Raw genomic sequence first — 16,339 nt, 5'->3', positions numbered from 1 at the left:
GTCACTGCTCCTGGGGGCTGGGCGTGGGGGTCCCCCCGGCTCGAACAGAGTCGCGAGCCTGAGGGAGTGTCGGGGGGAAGTCTGGGGTGTCGGTGGTGTGTACCGCGAGCGTCCGGTCGGGATTGAGCCTTACGACGACGTGACGCCACCAGGTGTCGTCGTCCCGTTCAGCGCGGTCCTCGCGCCAGTGGCAGCCGCGGGTCTCCTCACGGAGGAGGGCGGCGGTGACGAGGACGCGGGCCACACACAGGAGGTTGGTCGCCTCCCAGGTGTCGACGCCGGGTTCGGCCGTCTTGCCGTTCTCGTCGAGAGCGTCGCGGGCGTCGGCGTGCAGGCGCTGGAGGCGGTCGGCCGCGGTCTCCAGGGAGGTGGCCGAGCGCAGGACGCCGGCGCCGTCCGTCATGATCCGCTGGATCGCGAACCGCGCCTCGGCGGCGAGCAGCGGGTGGGCCGGCTTATCGGGCCGGTCGATCGGCGAGGGCACGCGCGCGTGGGGACCGTTCTCCGCGTGTCCGGTCTCCTCGTGTCCGGTCTCCTCGTGTCCGTTTTCCGCGTGTCCGTTCTCCTCGTGGCGGTCCGTGATGTCCGCCGCGATGCGCTCGGCGTAGACGAGGCCCTCCAGGAGGGAGTTGGAGGCGAGCCGGTTGGCGCCGTGGACACCGGTGCAGGCGACCTCGCCGCACGCGTACAGCCCGGGGACGGTAGTACGGCCCCGGGAGTCGGTGCGGACGCCTCCGGAGGCGTAGTGGGCGGCCGGGGCGACCGGAACGGGCTCGGTGACCGGGTCGATGCCGTGGGCGCGGCAGGCGGCCAGGATCGTCGGGAAGCGGTGCTCCCACATGTGCGCGCCGAAGTGCCGGGCGTCCAGGTACATGTGCTCGGCGTTCTGCTCCTGCATGCGCCGCATGATGCCCTTGGCGACGATGTCGCGGGGCGCCAGTTCGGCGAGTTCGTGCTGGCCCACCATGAAGCGCGTGCCGTGCGCGTCGACGAGGTGGGCGCCCTCGCCGCGTACCGCCTCGGACACCAGGGGCTGCTGGCCCTCGGCGTCCGGGCCGAGGAACAGCACGGTCGGGTGGAACTGCACGAACTCCAGGTCGCTGACCTCGGCCCCGGCCCGCAGCGCGAGCGCGACGCCGTCGCCGGTGGACACCGACGGGTTGGTGGTCGCCGAGAAGACCTGGCCCATGCCGCCGGTCGCGAGGACCACGGCGGGCGCGTGGACGGCTCCCACTCCGTCGTGCTGGCCCTCTCCCATGACGTGCAGGGTCACGCCGGCCGTGCGTCCTTCGGCGTCCGTGAGGAGGTCCAGGACGAGCGCGTTCTCGACCGTGCGCAGACCACGCGCGCGTACCGCCTCGACCAGGGCGCGGGAGATCTCGGCGCCGGTCGCGTCGCCGCCCGCGTGGGCGATACGGCGGCGGTGGTGGCCGCCCTCGCGGGTCAGCTCCAGGCCGCCCTCTTCGGACTCGTCGAAGTGGGCGCCGGTCTCGATGAGGCGGCGTACGGCGTCGGGGCCCTCGGTGACGAGGATGCGGACGGCGTCCTCGTCGCACAGGCCGGCGCCCGCCACGAGGGTGTCGTCGAGGTGCTGCTCCGGGGTGTCGCCCTCTCCCAGGGCCGCGGCTATGCCGCCCTGCGCCCAGCGGGTGGAGCCGTCGTCCAGGCGGGCCTTGGTGACGACGACCGTCCTCAGACCGGCGGCGTCGCAGCGCAGGGCGGTGGTGAGTCCGGCGACTCCGGAGCCGACGACCACGACGTCGGCGGTGAGGGACCAGCCGGGTGCGGGCGCGTGCAGACGTATGCCTGTGCTGGTCACGAGGCGGCTCCGAAGGTCAGAGGAATGTTGTCGATCAGCCGGGTCGTCCCGACCCGGGCGGCGACGGCGAGGACGGCCTCGCCGGTGTAGCCGGCCGGGACCTCGGTGAAGTCGGACGGATCGACCAGTGCCAGGTAGTCCAGGGCCAGCGGGGGACTGAGGCGGGCCGCGTCGTCGAGGACCAGACGGGCGGCGGCGTGGACCGCGGCGGGCCCTCCGGGGGCCGCCTTGGCGACGGCGTGCGTGTCGGCGGCGGCGCGGGACTCGCCGATGGCGCTGAGGGCGTCGCCGCGCGCGTGGGTGACGGGCACTTCGCGGGCACGCGCACGCAGGGCCTCCTGGGCGGCGTGCCGGTCGCTGCCCGCGAACAGGGCCTGGGAGAGGGCGAGCGCGGTGCGGCGCTCAGTGACCGACAGATAGCGGTTGCGGCTGGACAGGGCGAGCCCGTCCGCCTCGCGCACCGTCGGAACCTCGACGATCTCCACGCCGAAGTTCAGGTCGCGCACCATCCGGCGGACGAGGGCGACCTGCTGGGCGTCCTTCTGCCCGAACAGCGCCACGTCGGGCCTGGTGAGGTGCAGGAGCTTGGCGACGACGGTGAGCATGCCGTCGAAGTGCCCGGGCCGCGTCGAACCCTCCAGGCGCTCCCCCATGGGTCCCGCGCTGATGCGTACCTGGGGTTCACCGCCCGGATAGACCTCGTCCACGCCGGGCGCGAACACGACGTCCGCGCCCGCCTGCTCGGCGATCTTGATGTCTGCGTCCAGGGTGCGCGGGTAGCGGTCGAGGTCCTCGCCCGCGCCGAACTGGAGGGGGTTCACGAAGACGGTGACGACGACCTCGCCGTCGCCGCCCGCGATCTCCCGGGCGGTGCGGATCAGGGTCGCGTGGCCCTCGTGCAGGGCGCCCATCGTCATGACGACGGCACGGCGGGCCCTGCGTACGCGCGCGTGCAGTTCGTCGGCCGTGCTCAGCAGGACGGTGGTCATCGGACGGCTCCGCTCTCGGCACCTGCGCACGTCATCGGGCGTCTCCTTCGGGATCGTCGAGTCCGTCCGGGCCGTCGGGACCGGTGGGGCCATCCGGTGCGGTGGGGTCGGTGGGGCCGTCCGGGCCGGTGGGGTCGGTGGGGCCGTTGGCGAGTACGCCCAGGAGGTCCTCGGCGAGCTCCGGCTTGAGCAGGCCGTGGGCGAGGGCCCGGTCGGCGGTCGCGCGGGCCATCGCCAGATAGCCGGCGACGGTCTGCGGCGCGTGCTCGCGCAGCTCGGCGACGTGCGCGGCGACCGTGCCCGCGTCGCCGCGCGCCACCGGTCCGGTGAGGGCCGCGTCGCCCGATCTGAGGGCGTTGTCCAGAGCGGCGCCCAGCAGCGGACCCAGCATCCGGGCCGGGGCGTCGACACCCGCCGCGCGCAGCAGATCCATGGACTCGGCGACCAGTGTGACCAGGTGGTTGGCGCCGAGCGCGAGGGCCGCGTGGTACAGCGGCCGGGCCTCCTCGGCGACCCACTCGGGCTCGCCGCCCATCTCGATGACCAGCGCTTCGGCGACCATCCGCAGCTCCTCGGGCGCGGTGATCCCGAAAGAGCATCCGGCGAGCCGCTGTACGTCCACGGGAGTGCCGCTGAACGTCATCACGGGGTGCAGGGCGAGGGGCAGCGCCCCGGCGCGCAGAGCGGGGTCGAGGATCTTCGTCCCGTACCGCCCCGAGGTGTGCACGAGCAGCTGTCCCGGCCGGACGGAGCCGGTGTCGACGAGCCCCTCCACCAGTCCTGGCAGGGCGTCGTCCGGGACTGTCAGCAGCACCAGGTCGGCCCGCTCCAGGACCTGCGCGGGTGTCACCAGCGGCACGTCGGGCAGCAGCTGCGCGGCACGGCGCCTGGAGGCGTCGGACACCCCGGACACGGCCACCGGGCGGTGACCGGCGAGCTGGAGCGACGCGGCCAGGGCGGGGCCCACGCGCCCGGCGCCGACGACGCCGACGGTGAGCCGCGCGGGGCGGTCCTTGGGATCTGGCTGGGGGAATGTACTCACTCGACGGCGGCCTTCCGTTCCAGTCCGCTCGGGGTACCGGACGCTTTCTCGTCATGTTAACGCGATTGGTCCGGGGGCCGTTTCCCCGTCCACAGCCTGTGGGGAACACGCCTGCGGGGAATTCGCATGACCTGCGCCGTGGTGTCCTGCATGATCCGGAGCATGGGAGACACGGCGGAAGAGGCGGAAGAGACTGCGGAGCAGCGGCGCAGGGTCGCCTGGCGGGGGGCCCGGCGGGCGCTGTGGCGGCCGGGCTTTCGCTCCACGGTCGGTGAGCTGCTGGCCCGGCTGACGGACAGCGCTCCGGACGTGTACGACCTCGACCTGCCGGTGGACATGTACGGCAACGGGATCGTCGAGACCCTGGAGGAGCGGGTCGCCGGCCTGCTCGGCAAGGAGGCCGCCGCCTTCTTCCCCTCGGGCACCATGGCCCAGCAGGTCGCGCTGCGCTGCTGGGCGGGCCGTACGGGCAATACGACGGTGGCGATGCATCCCCTCTCCCACCCGGAGCTCCACGAAAGGCACGCCTTCAGCGCCCTCAGCGGTCTGCGGACCGTCCATCCGACGAGCGAGCCCCGGATGCCCTCCGCCGACGAGGTGCACGACCTGGACGAACCCTTCGGAACGCTGTTCCTCGAACTGCCCCTCCGGGAGGCCGGGTTCGTCCTGCCCTCCTGGAAGGAACTGGTCGCCGTCACGGACGCGGCCCGCGAACATGACGCCGTGGTACACGTCGACGGGGCCCGCCTGTGGGAGTGCGTCACCCATTTCGGCCGCCCCCTGGACGACATCGCGGCTCTCGCGGACAGCGTCTACGTGTCCTTCTACAAGTCACTGGGCGGACTCGGCGGCGCCGCCCTCGCGGGCCCGAAGACCCTCGTCGACGAGGCGAAGGCCTGGCGCCACCGGTACGGCGGGCAGATCCTCCAGCAGTTCCCCACCGCCCTGTCCGCGCTGATCGGCCTGGAGAAGGAACTGCCTCTGCTCCCGGAGTACGTGGCCCACGCGCGCGTGGTCGCCGCGGCGCTGCGCGAGGGGTTCACCGGGGCCGGGCTCCCCTGGACGCGGATCCACCCCGAGGAGCCGCACACGCACCAGTTCCAGGTGTGGCTGCCGTACGAGGCCGACACCCTGACCGAGGCGGGGATGCTGCAGGCGGAGGAGACGGGCGTGTCCCTCTTCCCGCAGGTCTGGGGCCGGGGCGGGCCCGGTCTGTCGTTCACCGAGGTCACGGTGGGCGCGCCGGGCCTGGAGTGGACGGCGGACGACGTACGGGCCGCCGCCACGGACTTCGTGACGCGGCTCCCCCGCTGACGGGGGCTCCCCCGTGACCGGTCCGCCCGGTGGAAGCAGCTTGCGCCGGACGGGCCCCGGCCGTCCCGTCGATTGACGGCGCTCGTCAATCGACGGCCGCGTTGTCAGTGGCGGGGTGCACCATGAGGTCATGAGCGTGACCATCGACATCTCCGGCCTGCGCAGGGAGCGGGTGGCCGTCGTGCCCTCGCCCCTGGCCGAGTTGTGCATGGCACTGCACGCGCTGGCCGAGCCGGGGCACCACCCCGGTCTCCAGGGCTGGGCGACCGGGGTGACCACCCGGCTCGACCCGCATCTGGCCGACCGGATGTGCGAGGCCGACTTCCTGTGGCGGACGACGTTCTCGGACCTGTTCCTGCCGTACGCGGGAGCGGCGGGCGGCACCACGCTCCCGGGCGCCACCCTCGCCGAGGAGCTGGACCTGCTCGACAAGCTGACGGACGAGCAGTTCGTGGACGCGGCCCTGGAGTTCACCTGTGCGCTCCCGTACGGCGCGCAGGGCGCCGGCGCCCTCGCCGACACCACGTCCCGCCGCCGCGCCCTGGAGTTCGCCGCCGCGCGCGGCCCCCGGCCGGCGGAGTTCACCGAGCGGCTGCTGACCGACCCGCCGCGGATCCGGGCCTGGCTGCGGCAGTTCCTGGAGGACTGCGACGAGGCCTTCTTCGCCGAGACCTGGTCCCGGCTGCGCCACCAGCTGGAGGCGGACGCCCGCCGCAAGACGGACCTGCTCGGACGCCGGGGCCTGGCCGAGGCGCTGGCGTCGGTGTCGTCCGCGGTGGCGCTCGACGAGGCCGGCGGCAGGATCGTCGTCGACAAGCTGGGCCACGGCCACACCGCGGTACGGGCGGGCAGCCTCCTGCTGGTGCCGACGAGCCTCGGCTGGCCGCATCTCATGGTGCTGCACCGGTACGGCTGGCAGCCGGTGATCCACTACCCGGTCGGCTCTCCGGAGCTGACGGCCCCGACCTCCGTCGAGCAGCTGACCCTGCGGATGGCGGCCCTGTCCCATCCGATGAGGATGCGGCTGTGCCGGAGCCTGGCCCGCAGCGCGTTCACCACGAGCGAGCTGGCACAGACGTACGGCATGACGCCTCCCGAGATATCCCGGCATCTGAGCGTGCTGAAGAAGGCGGGCCTGCTCACCACCCGGCGCCGAGGGCGGTACGTCCTGCACCAGTTGGACGTCTCGATGGTGGCCCGGCTGGGCAGCGACTTCCTGGAGGGGATCCTGCGCTGAGCCGATGCCGCGCCGGCCCGATCCCGCGCTGAGCCGCCCGCCCCGCGCTCCTCGGGCTCCGCTCAGCCGGAGCCCGCCCGACCGGAGCCGGTGCTCAGCCCTGCCCCCCGCCGGCCCGTACGAGACCCGTCTCGTATGCGAGGACGACGACCTGGACGCGGTCGCGCAGGCCCAGCTTGGTGAGGATGCGGCCCACGTGGGTCTTGACCGTCGCTTCGGAGAGGACCAGCCGGGCCGCGATCTCGCCGTTCGACAGCCCCTGCGCGACCAGCATCATGACCTCGCGCTCACGGCCGGTGAGCCGCTCCAGCTCCTTGTGCTGGGGGTCCTTGCCGGCGCTGGGCAGCATCGGCGCGAAGCGGTCGAGCAGACGCCTGGTCGTCGAGGGTGCGACGACCGCGTCGCCGCTGTGCACGGAGCGGATCGCGGCGAGGAGTTCGCCGGGCGGCACGTCCTTGAGCATGAAGCCGGAGGCGCCCGCCTTGAGCCCGGAGAAGGCGTACTCGTCGAGGTCGAAGGTGGTCAGGATCAGTACCTTCGGCGGATTCGGGTCCGAGCAGATGCGGCGGGTCGTCTCGACGCCGTCCAGCTTCGGCATGCGGACGTCCATCAGCACCACGTCGACGCTGGTCGCACGCAGCACCTGCAGGGCCTCCACACCGTCGCCCGCCTCCGCGACGACCTCCATGTCCGGCTGGGCGTCGAGCACCATCCGGAACCCGGTGCGCAACAGCACCTGGTCGTCGACGAGCATCACGCGGATCGGCATGGGGAGGTCCTCCGGTCGGTTCATGAAACGTGCACGTGTCAGTGGGCGGGCTTCAGCGGAAGCAGGGCGCTGATGCGGAAGCCTCCGCCAGGACGCGGCCCAGCGTCCAGGGTGCCGCCGACCATGCCGATGCGCTCGCGCATACCGATCAGGCCGTGGCCCTGTCCGTCGATCCCGCCCTCCTCGTACAGCTCGTGCGGGGCGCCCTTGCCGTCGTCCTCGACGAGCAGGCCGAGTCCGTCGTCGAAGTAGACCAGGCGCACACTCGCCCCCGTGTTCGGCCCCCCGTGCTTGCGGGTGTTGGTGAGGGCCTCCTGCACGATGCGGTACGCGGTCAGCTCGACGCCGCTGGGCAGCGGACGCGGGGTCCCCTCGACCTTGAAGTCGACGGGGAGGCCGGAGGTCCGGCACTGCTCGATCAGTTCGTCGAGCTGCTCCACATCGGGCTGCGGCACGTACTCGCCGGACTCCTGGTGCTCGCCGGTGCGCAGGACACCGAGGAGGCGGCGCATCTCGGCGAGGGCCTGCCTGCCTGTCCCGGAGATGGTCTCCAGTGCCTTCTTTGCCTGGTCGGGGGCGGAGTCGAGCACGTACGCGGCGCCGTCGGCCTGGACCACCATCACCGAGACGTTGTGCGCGACCACGTCGTGCAGTTCGCGGGCGATCCGGGCGCGCTCGGCGGCGACGGCGACCTTGGCCTGCGCCTCGCGTTCCTTCTCCAGCCGGGCGGCACGCTCCTCGAGCTGCGCGAAGTAGGCGCGGCGGGTCCGCAGGGAGTCGCCGAGGACCCAGGCGAGAGCGAAGGGGACCGTCTGGAAGACCGCGATCGCGATGTGGCCGGCGGCGCCCGAAGACTCTTGCGGCCAGCGCAGCTGCGCCAGCGGAGCCGCGCACAGGCCCATCGCCAGGGCCAGCCGGGACGCCCAGCGGGTGCCGTTCGAGGCGACCGTGAAGGTGATCACCAGCAGCGCGAAGTCGGCCGGCACCATCGACATGTCCAGCACCAGCTGCGCCGCGCCCATGAAGACGGCAAGGAGCAGCATCGCCTCGGGCAGGCGCCTGCGCAGCGCGATCACCAGGCACAGCAGCAGGGTGATCGGAACGGTGACGGCCAGCTCGCCGGTCCCGGCGTTCTCCGGTCCGGCCGTTCCGCTCACGACCGAGATCCCGAGCAGGACGACGGCCCAGAAGCCGTCGACCCATGTCGGGTGCCTGCGGAGAAAGTCATAGAGGCGCTGCACGTAACCCAGCGTATGGAAGCGTGCTGCGTGCAGGGGTCAACCGGAGGGTCGATCCGTAACCGGTGCTTGTACTCCCCAAGGTGGAGACCGCCGTGAAGTCGGCGCTTAACCTGGCGCGATGACAGTGGTGGGGAGCAGTGGTGGGCGCAGTGGAGCGTGAGGTGGCGGGCGGGGCGCGCGGGTGGCGCCGCGCGACCGAGGAAGCGCTGTACGGCCCCTCCGGTTTCTACCGCGGGCCGGAGGGGCCCGCGGGCCATTTCCGCACGTCGGTGCATGCGTCACCGCTGTTCGCGGGGGCCGTGGCCCGTCTGCTCCAGCTCGTCGACGAGGCGCTCGCTCACCCCGCCGAACTCGCCTTCGTCGACATGGGCGCGGGGCGCGGCGAACTGGTGACCGCCGTCCTGAGGACGCTTCCCGCCGACGTGGCCTCCCGCGCGCGCGGGTACGCGGTCGAACGCGCCGCCCGCCCCGCCGGTCTCGATCACCGGATCGAGTGGCTCCCGCAGCCTCCACCGGGCGTCACGGGGCTCCTGTTCGCCAACGAGTGGCTCGACAACGTGCCTCTGGACGTGGTCGAGGTGGACGCGCACGGAGTGCCCCGCCTCGTCCTCGTGGGCGCGGACGGGTCGGAGTCCCTCGGGGAGCCGGCCGGGAAGGCGGAGCGGGCGGACGCCGAGTGGCTGGAACGGTGGTGGCCGCTCACGGACACCGAAGGTCTCCGCGCCGAGATCGGTCGCCCTCGGGACGTCGCCTGGGCGTCCGCCGTGGCGGGTCTCGGCCGCGGTCTCGCCGTCGCCGTGGACTACGGGCACGGCCTGGAGGCACGGCCGCCCTTCGGAACGCTGACGGGCTTCAGGGAGGGCCGGGAGACGGCACCCGTGCCGGACGGTTCCTGCGACATCACCGCCCATGTGGCCCTGGACGCGTGCGCCCTGCCCGGCGGCCGGCTGCTGAGCCAGCGGGAGGCGCTGCGGGCGCTCGGGGTGAGCGGCGAGCGCCCGCCCCCTGCTCTGGCCTCCACGGATCCCACGGCCTACGTACGGGCCCTCGCGGGCGCGGGTGAGGCCGCCGAGCTGACCGCGCGGGGCGGTCTTGGCGACTTCGGCTGGCTGGTGCAGCCGGTGGGCATTCCGGACCCGCTGCCCGGCGTACAACAGCCTTCCGCGTAGACCAGCCCTCTCCGTGGAGCTACTTGTAGCTACTTGTCGATGTCTCCCACCACGAAGAACAGCGACCCCAGGATCGCCACCATGTCGGCGACCAGCGTGCCCGGCAGCAGTTCGGTGAGCGCCTGGATGTTGTTGTACGAGGCCGACCGCAGCTTCAGCCGGTACGGGGTCTTCTCGCCCTTGCTGACCAGGTAGTAGCCGTTGATGCCGAGGGGGTTCTCGGTCCAGGCGTACGTGTGGCCCTCGGGGGCCTTCAGGACCTTGGGGAGCCGCTGGTTGATCGGGCCAGGGGGCAGCTCCGCGAGCCCGTCCAGGCAGGCGTCCGCGAGGTCGAGCGCGTTGTGGGTCTGCTCCAGGAGGCATTCGAAACGGGCCAGGCAGTCGCCCTCCTGGCGCGTGACGACCTTCAGGGTGTCCTGGAGTTCCCCGTACGCGAGGTAGGGCTCGTCCCGGCGCAGGTCGAAGTCGACGCCGGAGGCACGCGCGATCGGCCCGCTGACCCCGTAGGCGTGCACCGCCTCCGGGGAGAGCACTCCGACACCGCGTGTACGGCCGCGGAAGATCTCGTTGCCGAGCACCAGATCGTCGAACCGGCCCATCCGGGAGCGCACCCCGGAAACGGCCGCACGCGCGCGTGTGGCCCATCCGGCCGGAAGGTCCTCCTTGAGGCCGCCCACCCGGTTGAACATGTAGTGCATGCGCCCGCCGGAGACCTCCTCCATGACGTGCTGGAGCTCCTCGCGCTCGGTGAACGCGTAGAAGATCGGGGTGATCCCACCCAGCTCCAGGGGGTACGACCCGAGGAACATCAGGTGGTTCAGGACCCGGTTCAGCTCGGCGAGGAGCGTGCGGGTCCACACCGCGCGCGGGGGCACCTCCATGCCGAGCATCCGCTCCACACCGAGGACCACGCCCAGCTCGTTCGAGAACGCGGAGAGCCAGTCGTGGCGGTTGGCGAGCATGATGATCTGGCGGTAGTCGCGCGCCTCGAAGAGCTTCTCCGCGCCGCGGTGCATATAGCCGATCACCGGCTCCGCGTGCTGGATCCGCTCGCCGTCGAGGACGATCCGCAGCCGCAGCACGCCGTGGGTGGACGGATGCTGGGGCCCGATGTTGAGCACCATGTCGGTGCTCTCCGCGGCGCCGCCGATACCGACCGTGGTCTCCGTGGGACCCGTCGTAGGAGTCATGGGGAGAGTGTCTCGTACGTACGCTTGCGGCATGGAGACGGGGACCTCGGAGAACGCGGGGCAGGCAGCGGAGCAGGCAGCAGGACGGGCAGCGGGGGGACAGGCAGCGGGGCGAGCGACCGGCGAGCCGGTGTGGACCGGGCTGCCGCCGGGGCTGCTGAGGATGCGACGGCTGTTGCTGGTGGTGTGGCTGGGGCTGCTGACCATCGGTACGGCCCTGCTGCTCGGCCTGCTCGCCGGGCCCGGCTGGGCGGCGTTCGCCCTGCTGCCGTTGGCGGTGCTGCTGGGAGGCTGGCCGATGCTGGGGCGCAACTGGCGTTCCTGGCGCTATGCCGAGCGGGCGGACGACCTGCTGATCAGCCGGGGTGTCCTGTGGCGCGAGGAGACCGTCGTGCCGTACGGGCGCATGCAGTTGGTCGAGGTCACCTCCGGTCCCGTGGAGCGGCACTTCGGGCTGGCGAGCGTGCAGTTGCACACGGCCGCCGCGGCGACGGACGCCCTCATTCCGGGCCTGGACCCGGCGGAGGCGGAACGTTTGCGCGACCGGCTCACGGAACTGGGCGAGGCCCGATCGGCGGGGCTGTGACGACGCCACCGGGCACCCCCAAGGACGTACGGGACGAGACCACGCCGGTACGGGACGGGACCGCGCGGGCGGGGGAAGAGGCCGGGCCCGTGGAGGAAGAGGCCGGGCCGGGGCCCGTACGGGAGGAGGCGCGGGGTACTCGGGAGGCGCGTGGCCCCCGGGCGGCGGGGAAGGACGCGCCCGTGCCGCACGAGCGGCGGCTGCATCCCGTGACGCCGTTGCGACGCGCGTGGGCGCCGGTGGCGGTGATCGCCGGGTGGGCCGTGCACGATCCCGACCAGGCACAGCGGCAGCTGATGCGGCTCACGACGACCGTGCTGCTGACCGCTCTCGCCGCGGCCGTCCTGGGAGCCGCCCTCTACGGCTTTCTGAGCTGGTGGTTCACGCACTTCGCGGTGACCGACACCGAGCTGCGCATCCGTACGGGCCTGGTGTTCCGCCGCACCGCGCACATCCGGCTGGAACGGATCCAGGCCGTCGACGTCACCCAGCCGCTGCTGGCCCGCGTGGCCGGTGTCGCCAAACTCAAACTCGACGTCGTCGGGACCGACAAGAAGGACGAGCTGGCCTATCTGGGCCAGGAGGAGGCCCGGGTGCTACGGGCCGAACTGCTCGCCCGGGCCGCCGGATTCGCGCCCGAGACCGCGCACGAGGTGGGTGAGGCGCCGGTCAGGCAGCTGCTGCACGTACCGGCCAAGGTCCTCGCCGTCTCGCTCGTCCTGACCGGGGCCACCTGGGGGACGCTGGCCGCAGCCCTCGTCGTACCGCCGCTGCTGTGGTTGGCCACCCACAGCGTGTGGACGGTGCTCGCGACGGCGCTGCCCCTGCTCGGCGCGGCGGGCGCGAGCAGTGTGGGGCGGTTCGTCGGCGAGTACGACTGGACCGTGGGCGAATCGCCGGACGGGCTCCGCATCGACCACGGGCTGCTCGACCGTACGCACGAGACGGTGCCGCCCGGGCGCGTCCAGACCGTACGCATCGTCGAGCCGCTCCTGTGGCGGCGGCGCGGCTGGGTCCGGGTCGAGCTGGACGTGGCGGGTTCGTCCAACTCCGTGCTCGTACCCGTCGCTCCGCGCGAGGTCGCCGAGTCGGTCATCGCGCGGGTGCTGCCGGGGGTGACGCTGCCGGTCGAACTCGCGCCGCCGCCGCGCCGGGCGGCCTGGTGCGTGCCGTTCTGGTGGCGGGGTTACGGGCTCGCCGTGACCGACACCGTCTTCGTGGCCCGGTACGGGCTGCTGCGCCGCAGTATCGCGCTCGTGCCGCACGCCAAGGTGCAGAGCGTGCGCCTGCAGCAGGGGCCGTGGCAGCACCGTAAGGGGCTCGCCGACGTCCGTGTGGACACCGGGGCCAACAGGACCGTGACGGCCCGTCTGCGGGACGCCTCGGAGGCGGCTGAGCTGCTGTACGCGCAGGCGGACCGGTCGCTCACCGGCCGGCAGGAGGCCCGGCCGGACCGCTGGATGGCCTGAGGGCAGTGGCTGATCGCCACTGCCCTCAGATCGCGCCCTCAGATCGCTGCCCTCAGGTCACCCGCCCTCACGTCGGAGGTGCTGCCCGCACGTCGGCTGCCCGCACGTCGGGGGTCAGGAAACCGCGCTCCGCAGTTCCGTCAGGTCGATCTGTTCCGTCTCGTCGTGCGCGGTCAGGTCGATGACCTGGCCGACACCGCGGGACTCCTCGCCCGCGGGCTTGAACTCGGCCTCGGACTCGGCCTTGTGGAGCGCGAGCGCCTCCTGGCCCACCACGTCGGCGAGGTCCTCGTTCTGCACGGCTTCCAGCGCCTCCGCGCCCTTCTGCGTACCGAAGAAGTCGAAGCCGCCCTCGACGGCCTGGCGCCGCGCGGGCGTGGCCGGCGCGACCGCCACGGCCGTGGGCACGGTGAAGTGCCCGGCGGGGCGCGGGGGCCGTGCGGCGGGCGTCAGTGCGGACGCGCTCGCCGGGGACGGACCCGCTCCGGCCGCGGGCGGCTGCTCCACGCGGGCCACTTCCGACGGGGCGGGCCGCGCGAGGACGGAGCCCGGCGACTCCTGCGGCGTGGTGGCGGGAGCGGTCCGGGGCGTCGTACGGGTCGCGGTGGACTGCGTGGACTGCAGGGACGACACGCCGGTGGAGGCGAACCGTGTGCGAGGCCGTACGGTCTCGGCGGGCCGTGCGTGGGCCCGTCCCGTCTCGGCGGTCTGCGCGGGCGCCGGTTCGGTCGCGGCGGCCGTGCGCTCGTGCCCGCCGGCCGCCTCGGGCTTCCCCAGCGTCTCGCCCTCCTGCCGGGCCTCGCCCTTGGACGGAGCGCCCGTCATGGTTCCGCCCGCCGTGGACGCGCCCTTCGGGGCACCGCCCGGCCGGGGCGCTCCCTTGCCGGGGCCGCCCGGGGAGGGCGTGCCCTTCCGGGTGCCGCCCTTCGCGGGAGTCCGCTTGACCACCGGGCCGCCCTTGGGAGGCGTGGTCGGCGCGGGGTCGTCCGGAGCCGGCCCGTCCAGGACCGAGCCGTCCTTCGCCGCGTCCGTCGTCGCGTCCGTCGCGGCAGCGGCCTGCGTCGCACCGGCTTGGGCACCGGCGTCGGCCGCCACGGTCTCGGCCGCTGTGGATTCATCCGCCGGAGAACCGTCCGGCACCGGGCCGGTCTCCTCCGTCACGTCTTCAGCGGTGGCGTCGCCCTCGGACTCGCCGTCGGACTCGGCGTCGGACTCGGCGTCGGACTCGGCGGTGGGCCCGGCGGTGGGCCCGTCCTCGGCCGAGCCGTCCGCCGGAGCGGCGTCCTCGTCGGCTCCGGAGAGCCGTCGCAACGCCGCGTTGGCCTTCACGTAGAGAACCGAGGCCGCCGAGGACGCCGCGAGGGCCGCCTGGACCGTCGCCGCCGTCGCCTCGGGCACCGCTGCCCCGGGCTCCGTGTCGGCCGACGCCCCGGGATCCGTCTCCTCGGAAGCGGACCCCGGCGAACCCGCTGCGGACAGCGCCGGGACCGGAGCGCTCGTCTCTATCTCAAGGAGTCGGCGGCCCTCCAGCGCGGTGGCCCGCTCTGTCTCCGCCGTGGCGTACCGCCGCAACAGCGCGGCGTGTTCGTTGCGCAGCCCGGCCAGCTCGGTCCGCTTGGCACGGAGCCGTTGCTCCAGCTTGGTACGCAGTTCGCGCGACTCGTCCAGGTCGCTCTCCAGCTCGGCGACCCGCTCCTCATGACGCCACTCGTCGCTCGCTCGCCCGCGCGCGAGGTCCGCGACGCGCATGCCCGCCGACGCGTCCCAACGGCGCATGACGATCGCGCCCACGACAGCCGTCACCGCGGCGCCCGCAGCCAGCCCGCGAAGCGCCCATGGTTCGGAGAACAGCCATGGCCCGACGGCGCAGACGGCGGATACGCCTGCGATCGCCGAGGGGGGCAACAGCCGGTGCAGAGGTGGTGAATGGCGGTGACGTCCTCGTGGCATGGCCAGAAACTTACCGCGCGTAGGCGAATGATGGTGCCTCGCGTGGCAAAAACGCAGCCACACCGAAACCTTCTCGCCGCCCCTTCACCGAACAATCCCCGCACCGGTCACTCCCTGACCACCACTTCGGCCAGGCACCGGCACTCCCATCTGCCACACGCCGTCCGCCGGTTTGCCCAGGCCTTCTTCTCCGCCTTCTCCCCCTCTCCGTGCTCTCCGCCTTCTCTGCCCGAGTTCCCGAGATCCGAAAAGGATCTCCCTGCCGGCGCCGGGGAATTCCGCGCACCGCGCCGCTTATTCGAGAACGGCGTCGACAGCGCCCTTCCGGGGCGGTGGCTCAGCGGTCGTCCAGCCGCCCGCTGAGCCACTGGAGGGTCGCCGGGATCTCACGCCGCCAGGTGTTGAAGTTGTGCCCGCCGCTGTCGAGGATGACCGACGAGATCCGGGTCGGTTTCCTCGCCCCGGCCAGGTCGATGAACCGCAGCGTCTCCCGGTAGTTGTGCTCGCCCTGTCTGCTGCTGCTGACGAGCAGTGAGGTGTCGGGCGCGGGCCTGTGCTTGAGGAACCACATCAGGTCGGCGCTGTCGCGCGCCTCCTTGTCACCGTGGAAGAGATCGCCCGTCGTGGAGTCGTTCGGCGGCCGGTAGTACGGAGACAGGCCCGCCCCGGCGGCGTACGTCTCCGGGTGGTGGATCGCGAGCTTCAGCGCGCAGTACCCGCCGGTCGAGTCACCGACGATTCCCCAGCTCCCGGGCTTTGTGCCCACTCTGTAGTGATGTGACACGGCGTCGGGGAGGTCCTCGGCGAAGAACGACTCGGTCCGCGGGCCGCCGGGGACGTCCACGCATTCGGTGTCGCGCGGCGGCGCGACGGTCGGCCGCATCATGACCAGGATCATCGGCCGCATCCTGCCGCTCTTGGCCAGCGCGTGGGCGGTCTGCGGATAGTGCAGACCCTTGATGAGCGCCTCCGCGGTACCCGGATAACCCGTGAGCACGACAGCGGCCGGAAAGGTACGGGTGCGGTACTGCGGCTGGAAGTACTCCGGCGGCAGATAGACGTACGCGGAACTCGCGATACGCGTCCGCCGGCCCACGACGTCGACCTTCTGGAGCTGGCCGCCGATCCGCGGCCGCGCCCCACCGGACACGTCGACCTGCCGGGTGCCGACCACCTTGAGCGGTCCGGCCGTACCCGCGGCGTCGTGGTCGGCCACGACGCCCTGCCCGGACTCCTGGCCGAAGAGGTCGGCCCAGCTCGCATAGAACCCGAAGGCCTGGTTGGCGGCGAGGCCGACCGCCGCGAAGACCACGATCTGAGTGGCCGCCAACAGGCCGATCCGCCCTGCCACCGCACGCCAGTCGCGGCGCGCGAGGAGCGGCCAGAACCACACCGTGCCGACGAACAGCAGCACCGCGATGAGAACCACCAGTGCCAGCAGCTTGTTACTCGTGAGACCCATGGGCTGTTCCTGCCTGCGCTTTCCGGCCGGTGGCCGACGCCGTTTCCTTCACGGTGCCTTGCCCCGTCTTTCCTCGCCCTTTGGAGCGGTTTTCCGCAAGGG

General features: G+C 72.7%; 13 protein-coding genes. 5 read left to right on the top strand and 8 right to left on the bottom strand.

Going from position 1 to position 16,339, the window contains the following annotated elements:
* Position 1 precedes the first annotated feature (1 nt).
* The 3 genes from AB0D14_RS26675 to AB0D14_RS26665 are packed head-to-tail and all read right to left on the bottom strand — an operon-like array spanning position 2 to position 3,850.
* Positions 2–1,819, bottom strand: a complete 1,818-nt coding sequence (locus tag AB0D14_RS26675; RefSeq protein ID WP_362783639.1) for an L-aspartate oxidase — start codon at positions 1,817–1,819, stop codon at positions 2–4.
* Positions 1,816–2,808 (bottom strand): pantoate--beta-alanine ligase, encoded by a 993-nt coding sequence (gene panC / locus AB0D14_RS26670; RefSeq protein ID WP_362783636.1) that lies wholly within the window; start codon positions 2,806–2,808, stop codon positions 1,816–1,818. Before panC ends, AB0D14_RS26675 begins: the two co-directional genes overlap by 4 nt.
* Positions 2,809–2,839: 31 nt before the next feature.
* On the bottom strand, positions 2,840–3,850 hold the full coding sequence (locus AB0D14_RS26665; RefSeq protein ID WP_362783635.1) for a DUF2520 domain-containing protein: 1,011 nt from the start codon (positions 3,848–3,850) through the stop codon (positions 2,840–2,842).
* Between the two features lie 162 nt (positions 3,851–4,012).
* Between AB0D14_RS26665 and AB0D14_RS26660 the strand changes: the two genes are divergently transcribed.
* The gene (locus tag AB0D14_RS26660) at positions 4,013–5,164 is read left to right on the top strand and encodes a beta-eliminating lyase-related protein (protein WP_362783632.1); all 1,152 of its coding nucleotides are present in this window, start codon (positions 4,013–4,015) and stop codon (positions 5,162–5,164) included.
* Between the two features lie 130 nt (positions 5,165–5,294).
* The gene (locus AB0D14_RS26655) at positions 5,295–6,401 is read left to right on the top strand and encodes a DUF5937 family protein (protein WP_362783629.1); all 1,107 of its coding nucleotides are present in this window, start codon (positions 5,295–5,297) and stop codon (positions 6,399–6,401) included.
* Between the two features lie 94 nt (positions 6,402–6,495).
* Here the strand turns inward: AB0D14_RS26655 and AB0D14_RS26650 are convergent, their stop codons facing one another.
* Both AB0D14_RS26650 and AB0D14_RS26645 read right to left on the bottom strand, forming a co-directional pair.
* On the bottom strand, positions 6,496–7,170 hold the full coding sequence (locus AB0D14_RS26650; protein ID WP_362783627.1) for a response regulator transcription factor: 675 nt from the start codon (positions 7,168–7,170) through the stop codon (positions 6,496–6,498).
* A gap of 38 nt (positions 7,171–7,208) precedes the next feature.
* Complete coding sequence (locus AB0D14_RS26645; protein ID WP_362783624.1) at positions 7,209–8,411, bottom strand: sensor histidine kinase; 1,203 nt, start codon at positions 8,409–8,411, stop codon at positions 7,209–7,211.
* Between the two features lie 140 nt (positions 8,412–8,551).
* Between AB0D14_RS26645 and AB0D14_RS26640 the strand changes: the two genes are divergently transcribed.
* Positions 8,552–9,580 (top strand): SAM-dependent methyltransferase, encoded by a 1,029-nt coding sequence (locus tag AB0D14_RS26640; protein WP_362783621.1) that lies wholly within the window; start codon positions 8,552–8,554, stop codon positions 9,578–9,580.
* 29 nt (positions 9,581–9,609) lie between these two features.
* On the opposite strand, the gene AB0D14_RS26635 is transcribed toward AB0D14_RS26640, so the two are convergent.
* Positions 9,610–10,770 carry an NADH-quinone oxidoreductase subunit D gene (locus tag AB0D14_RS26635; RefSeq protein ID WP_362783619.1) on the bottom strand — a complete coding sequence of 387 codons (1,161 nt, stop codon included), beginning with the start codon at positions 10,768–10,770 and terminating at the stop codon, positions 9,610–9,612.
* Between the two features lie 31 nt (positions 10,771–10,801).
* Here AB0D14_RS26635 and AB0D14_RS26630 point away from each other — a divergent pair, with 31 nt between their 5' ends.
* Together AB0D14_RS26630 and AB0D14_RS26625 are read left to right on the top strand one after the other, a co-directional pair.
* Complete coding sequence (locus AB0D14_RS26630) at positions 10,802–11,356, top strand: PH domain-containing protein (RefSeq protein ID WP_362783616.1); 555 nt, start codon at positions 10,802–10,804, stop codon at positions 11,354–11,356.
* 182 nt (positions 11,357–11,538) lie between these two features.
* Positions 11,539–12,825: a PH domain-containing protein gene (locus AB0D14_RS26625; RefSeq protein WP_362783689.1), complete on the top strand. Its 1,287-nt coding sequence runs from the start codon at positions 11,539–11,541 to the stop codon at positions 12,823–12,825.
* Positions 12,826–12,939: 114 nt separating this feature from the next.
* Here the strand turns inward: AB0D14_RS26625 and AB0D14_RS26620 are convergent, their stop codons facing one another.
* Together AB0D14_RS26620 and AB0D14_RS26615 are read right to left on the bottom strand one after the other, a co-directional pair.
* Entirely contained in the window at positions 12,940–14,775 is a 1,836-nt protein-coding gene (locus AB0D14_RS26620; RefSeq protein WP_362783613.1) for a hypothetical protein, read from the bottom strand.
* A gap of 337 nt (positions 14,776–15,112) precedes the next feature.
* Complete coding sequence (locus AB0D14_RS26615) at positions 15,113–16,237, bottom strand: alpha/beta hydrolase-fold protein (protein WP_362783610.1); 1,125 nt, start codon at positions 16,235–16,237, stop codon at positions 15,113–15,115.
* Positions 16,238–16,339: the final 102 nt, after the last annotated feature.

Origin of the sequence: Streptomyces sp. NPDC048484, from assembly GCF_040651415.1 — a bacterium.
Taxonomy (GTDB): Bacteria; Actinomycetota; Actinomycetes; order Streptomycetales; family Streptomycetaceae; genus Streptomyces.
This window is presented reverse-complemented; position numbering and strand designations above follow the sequence as displayed.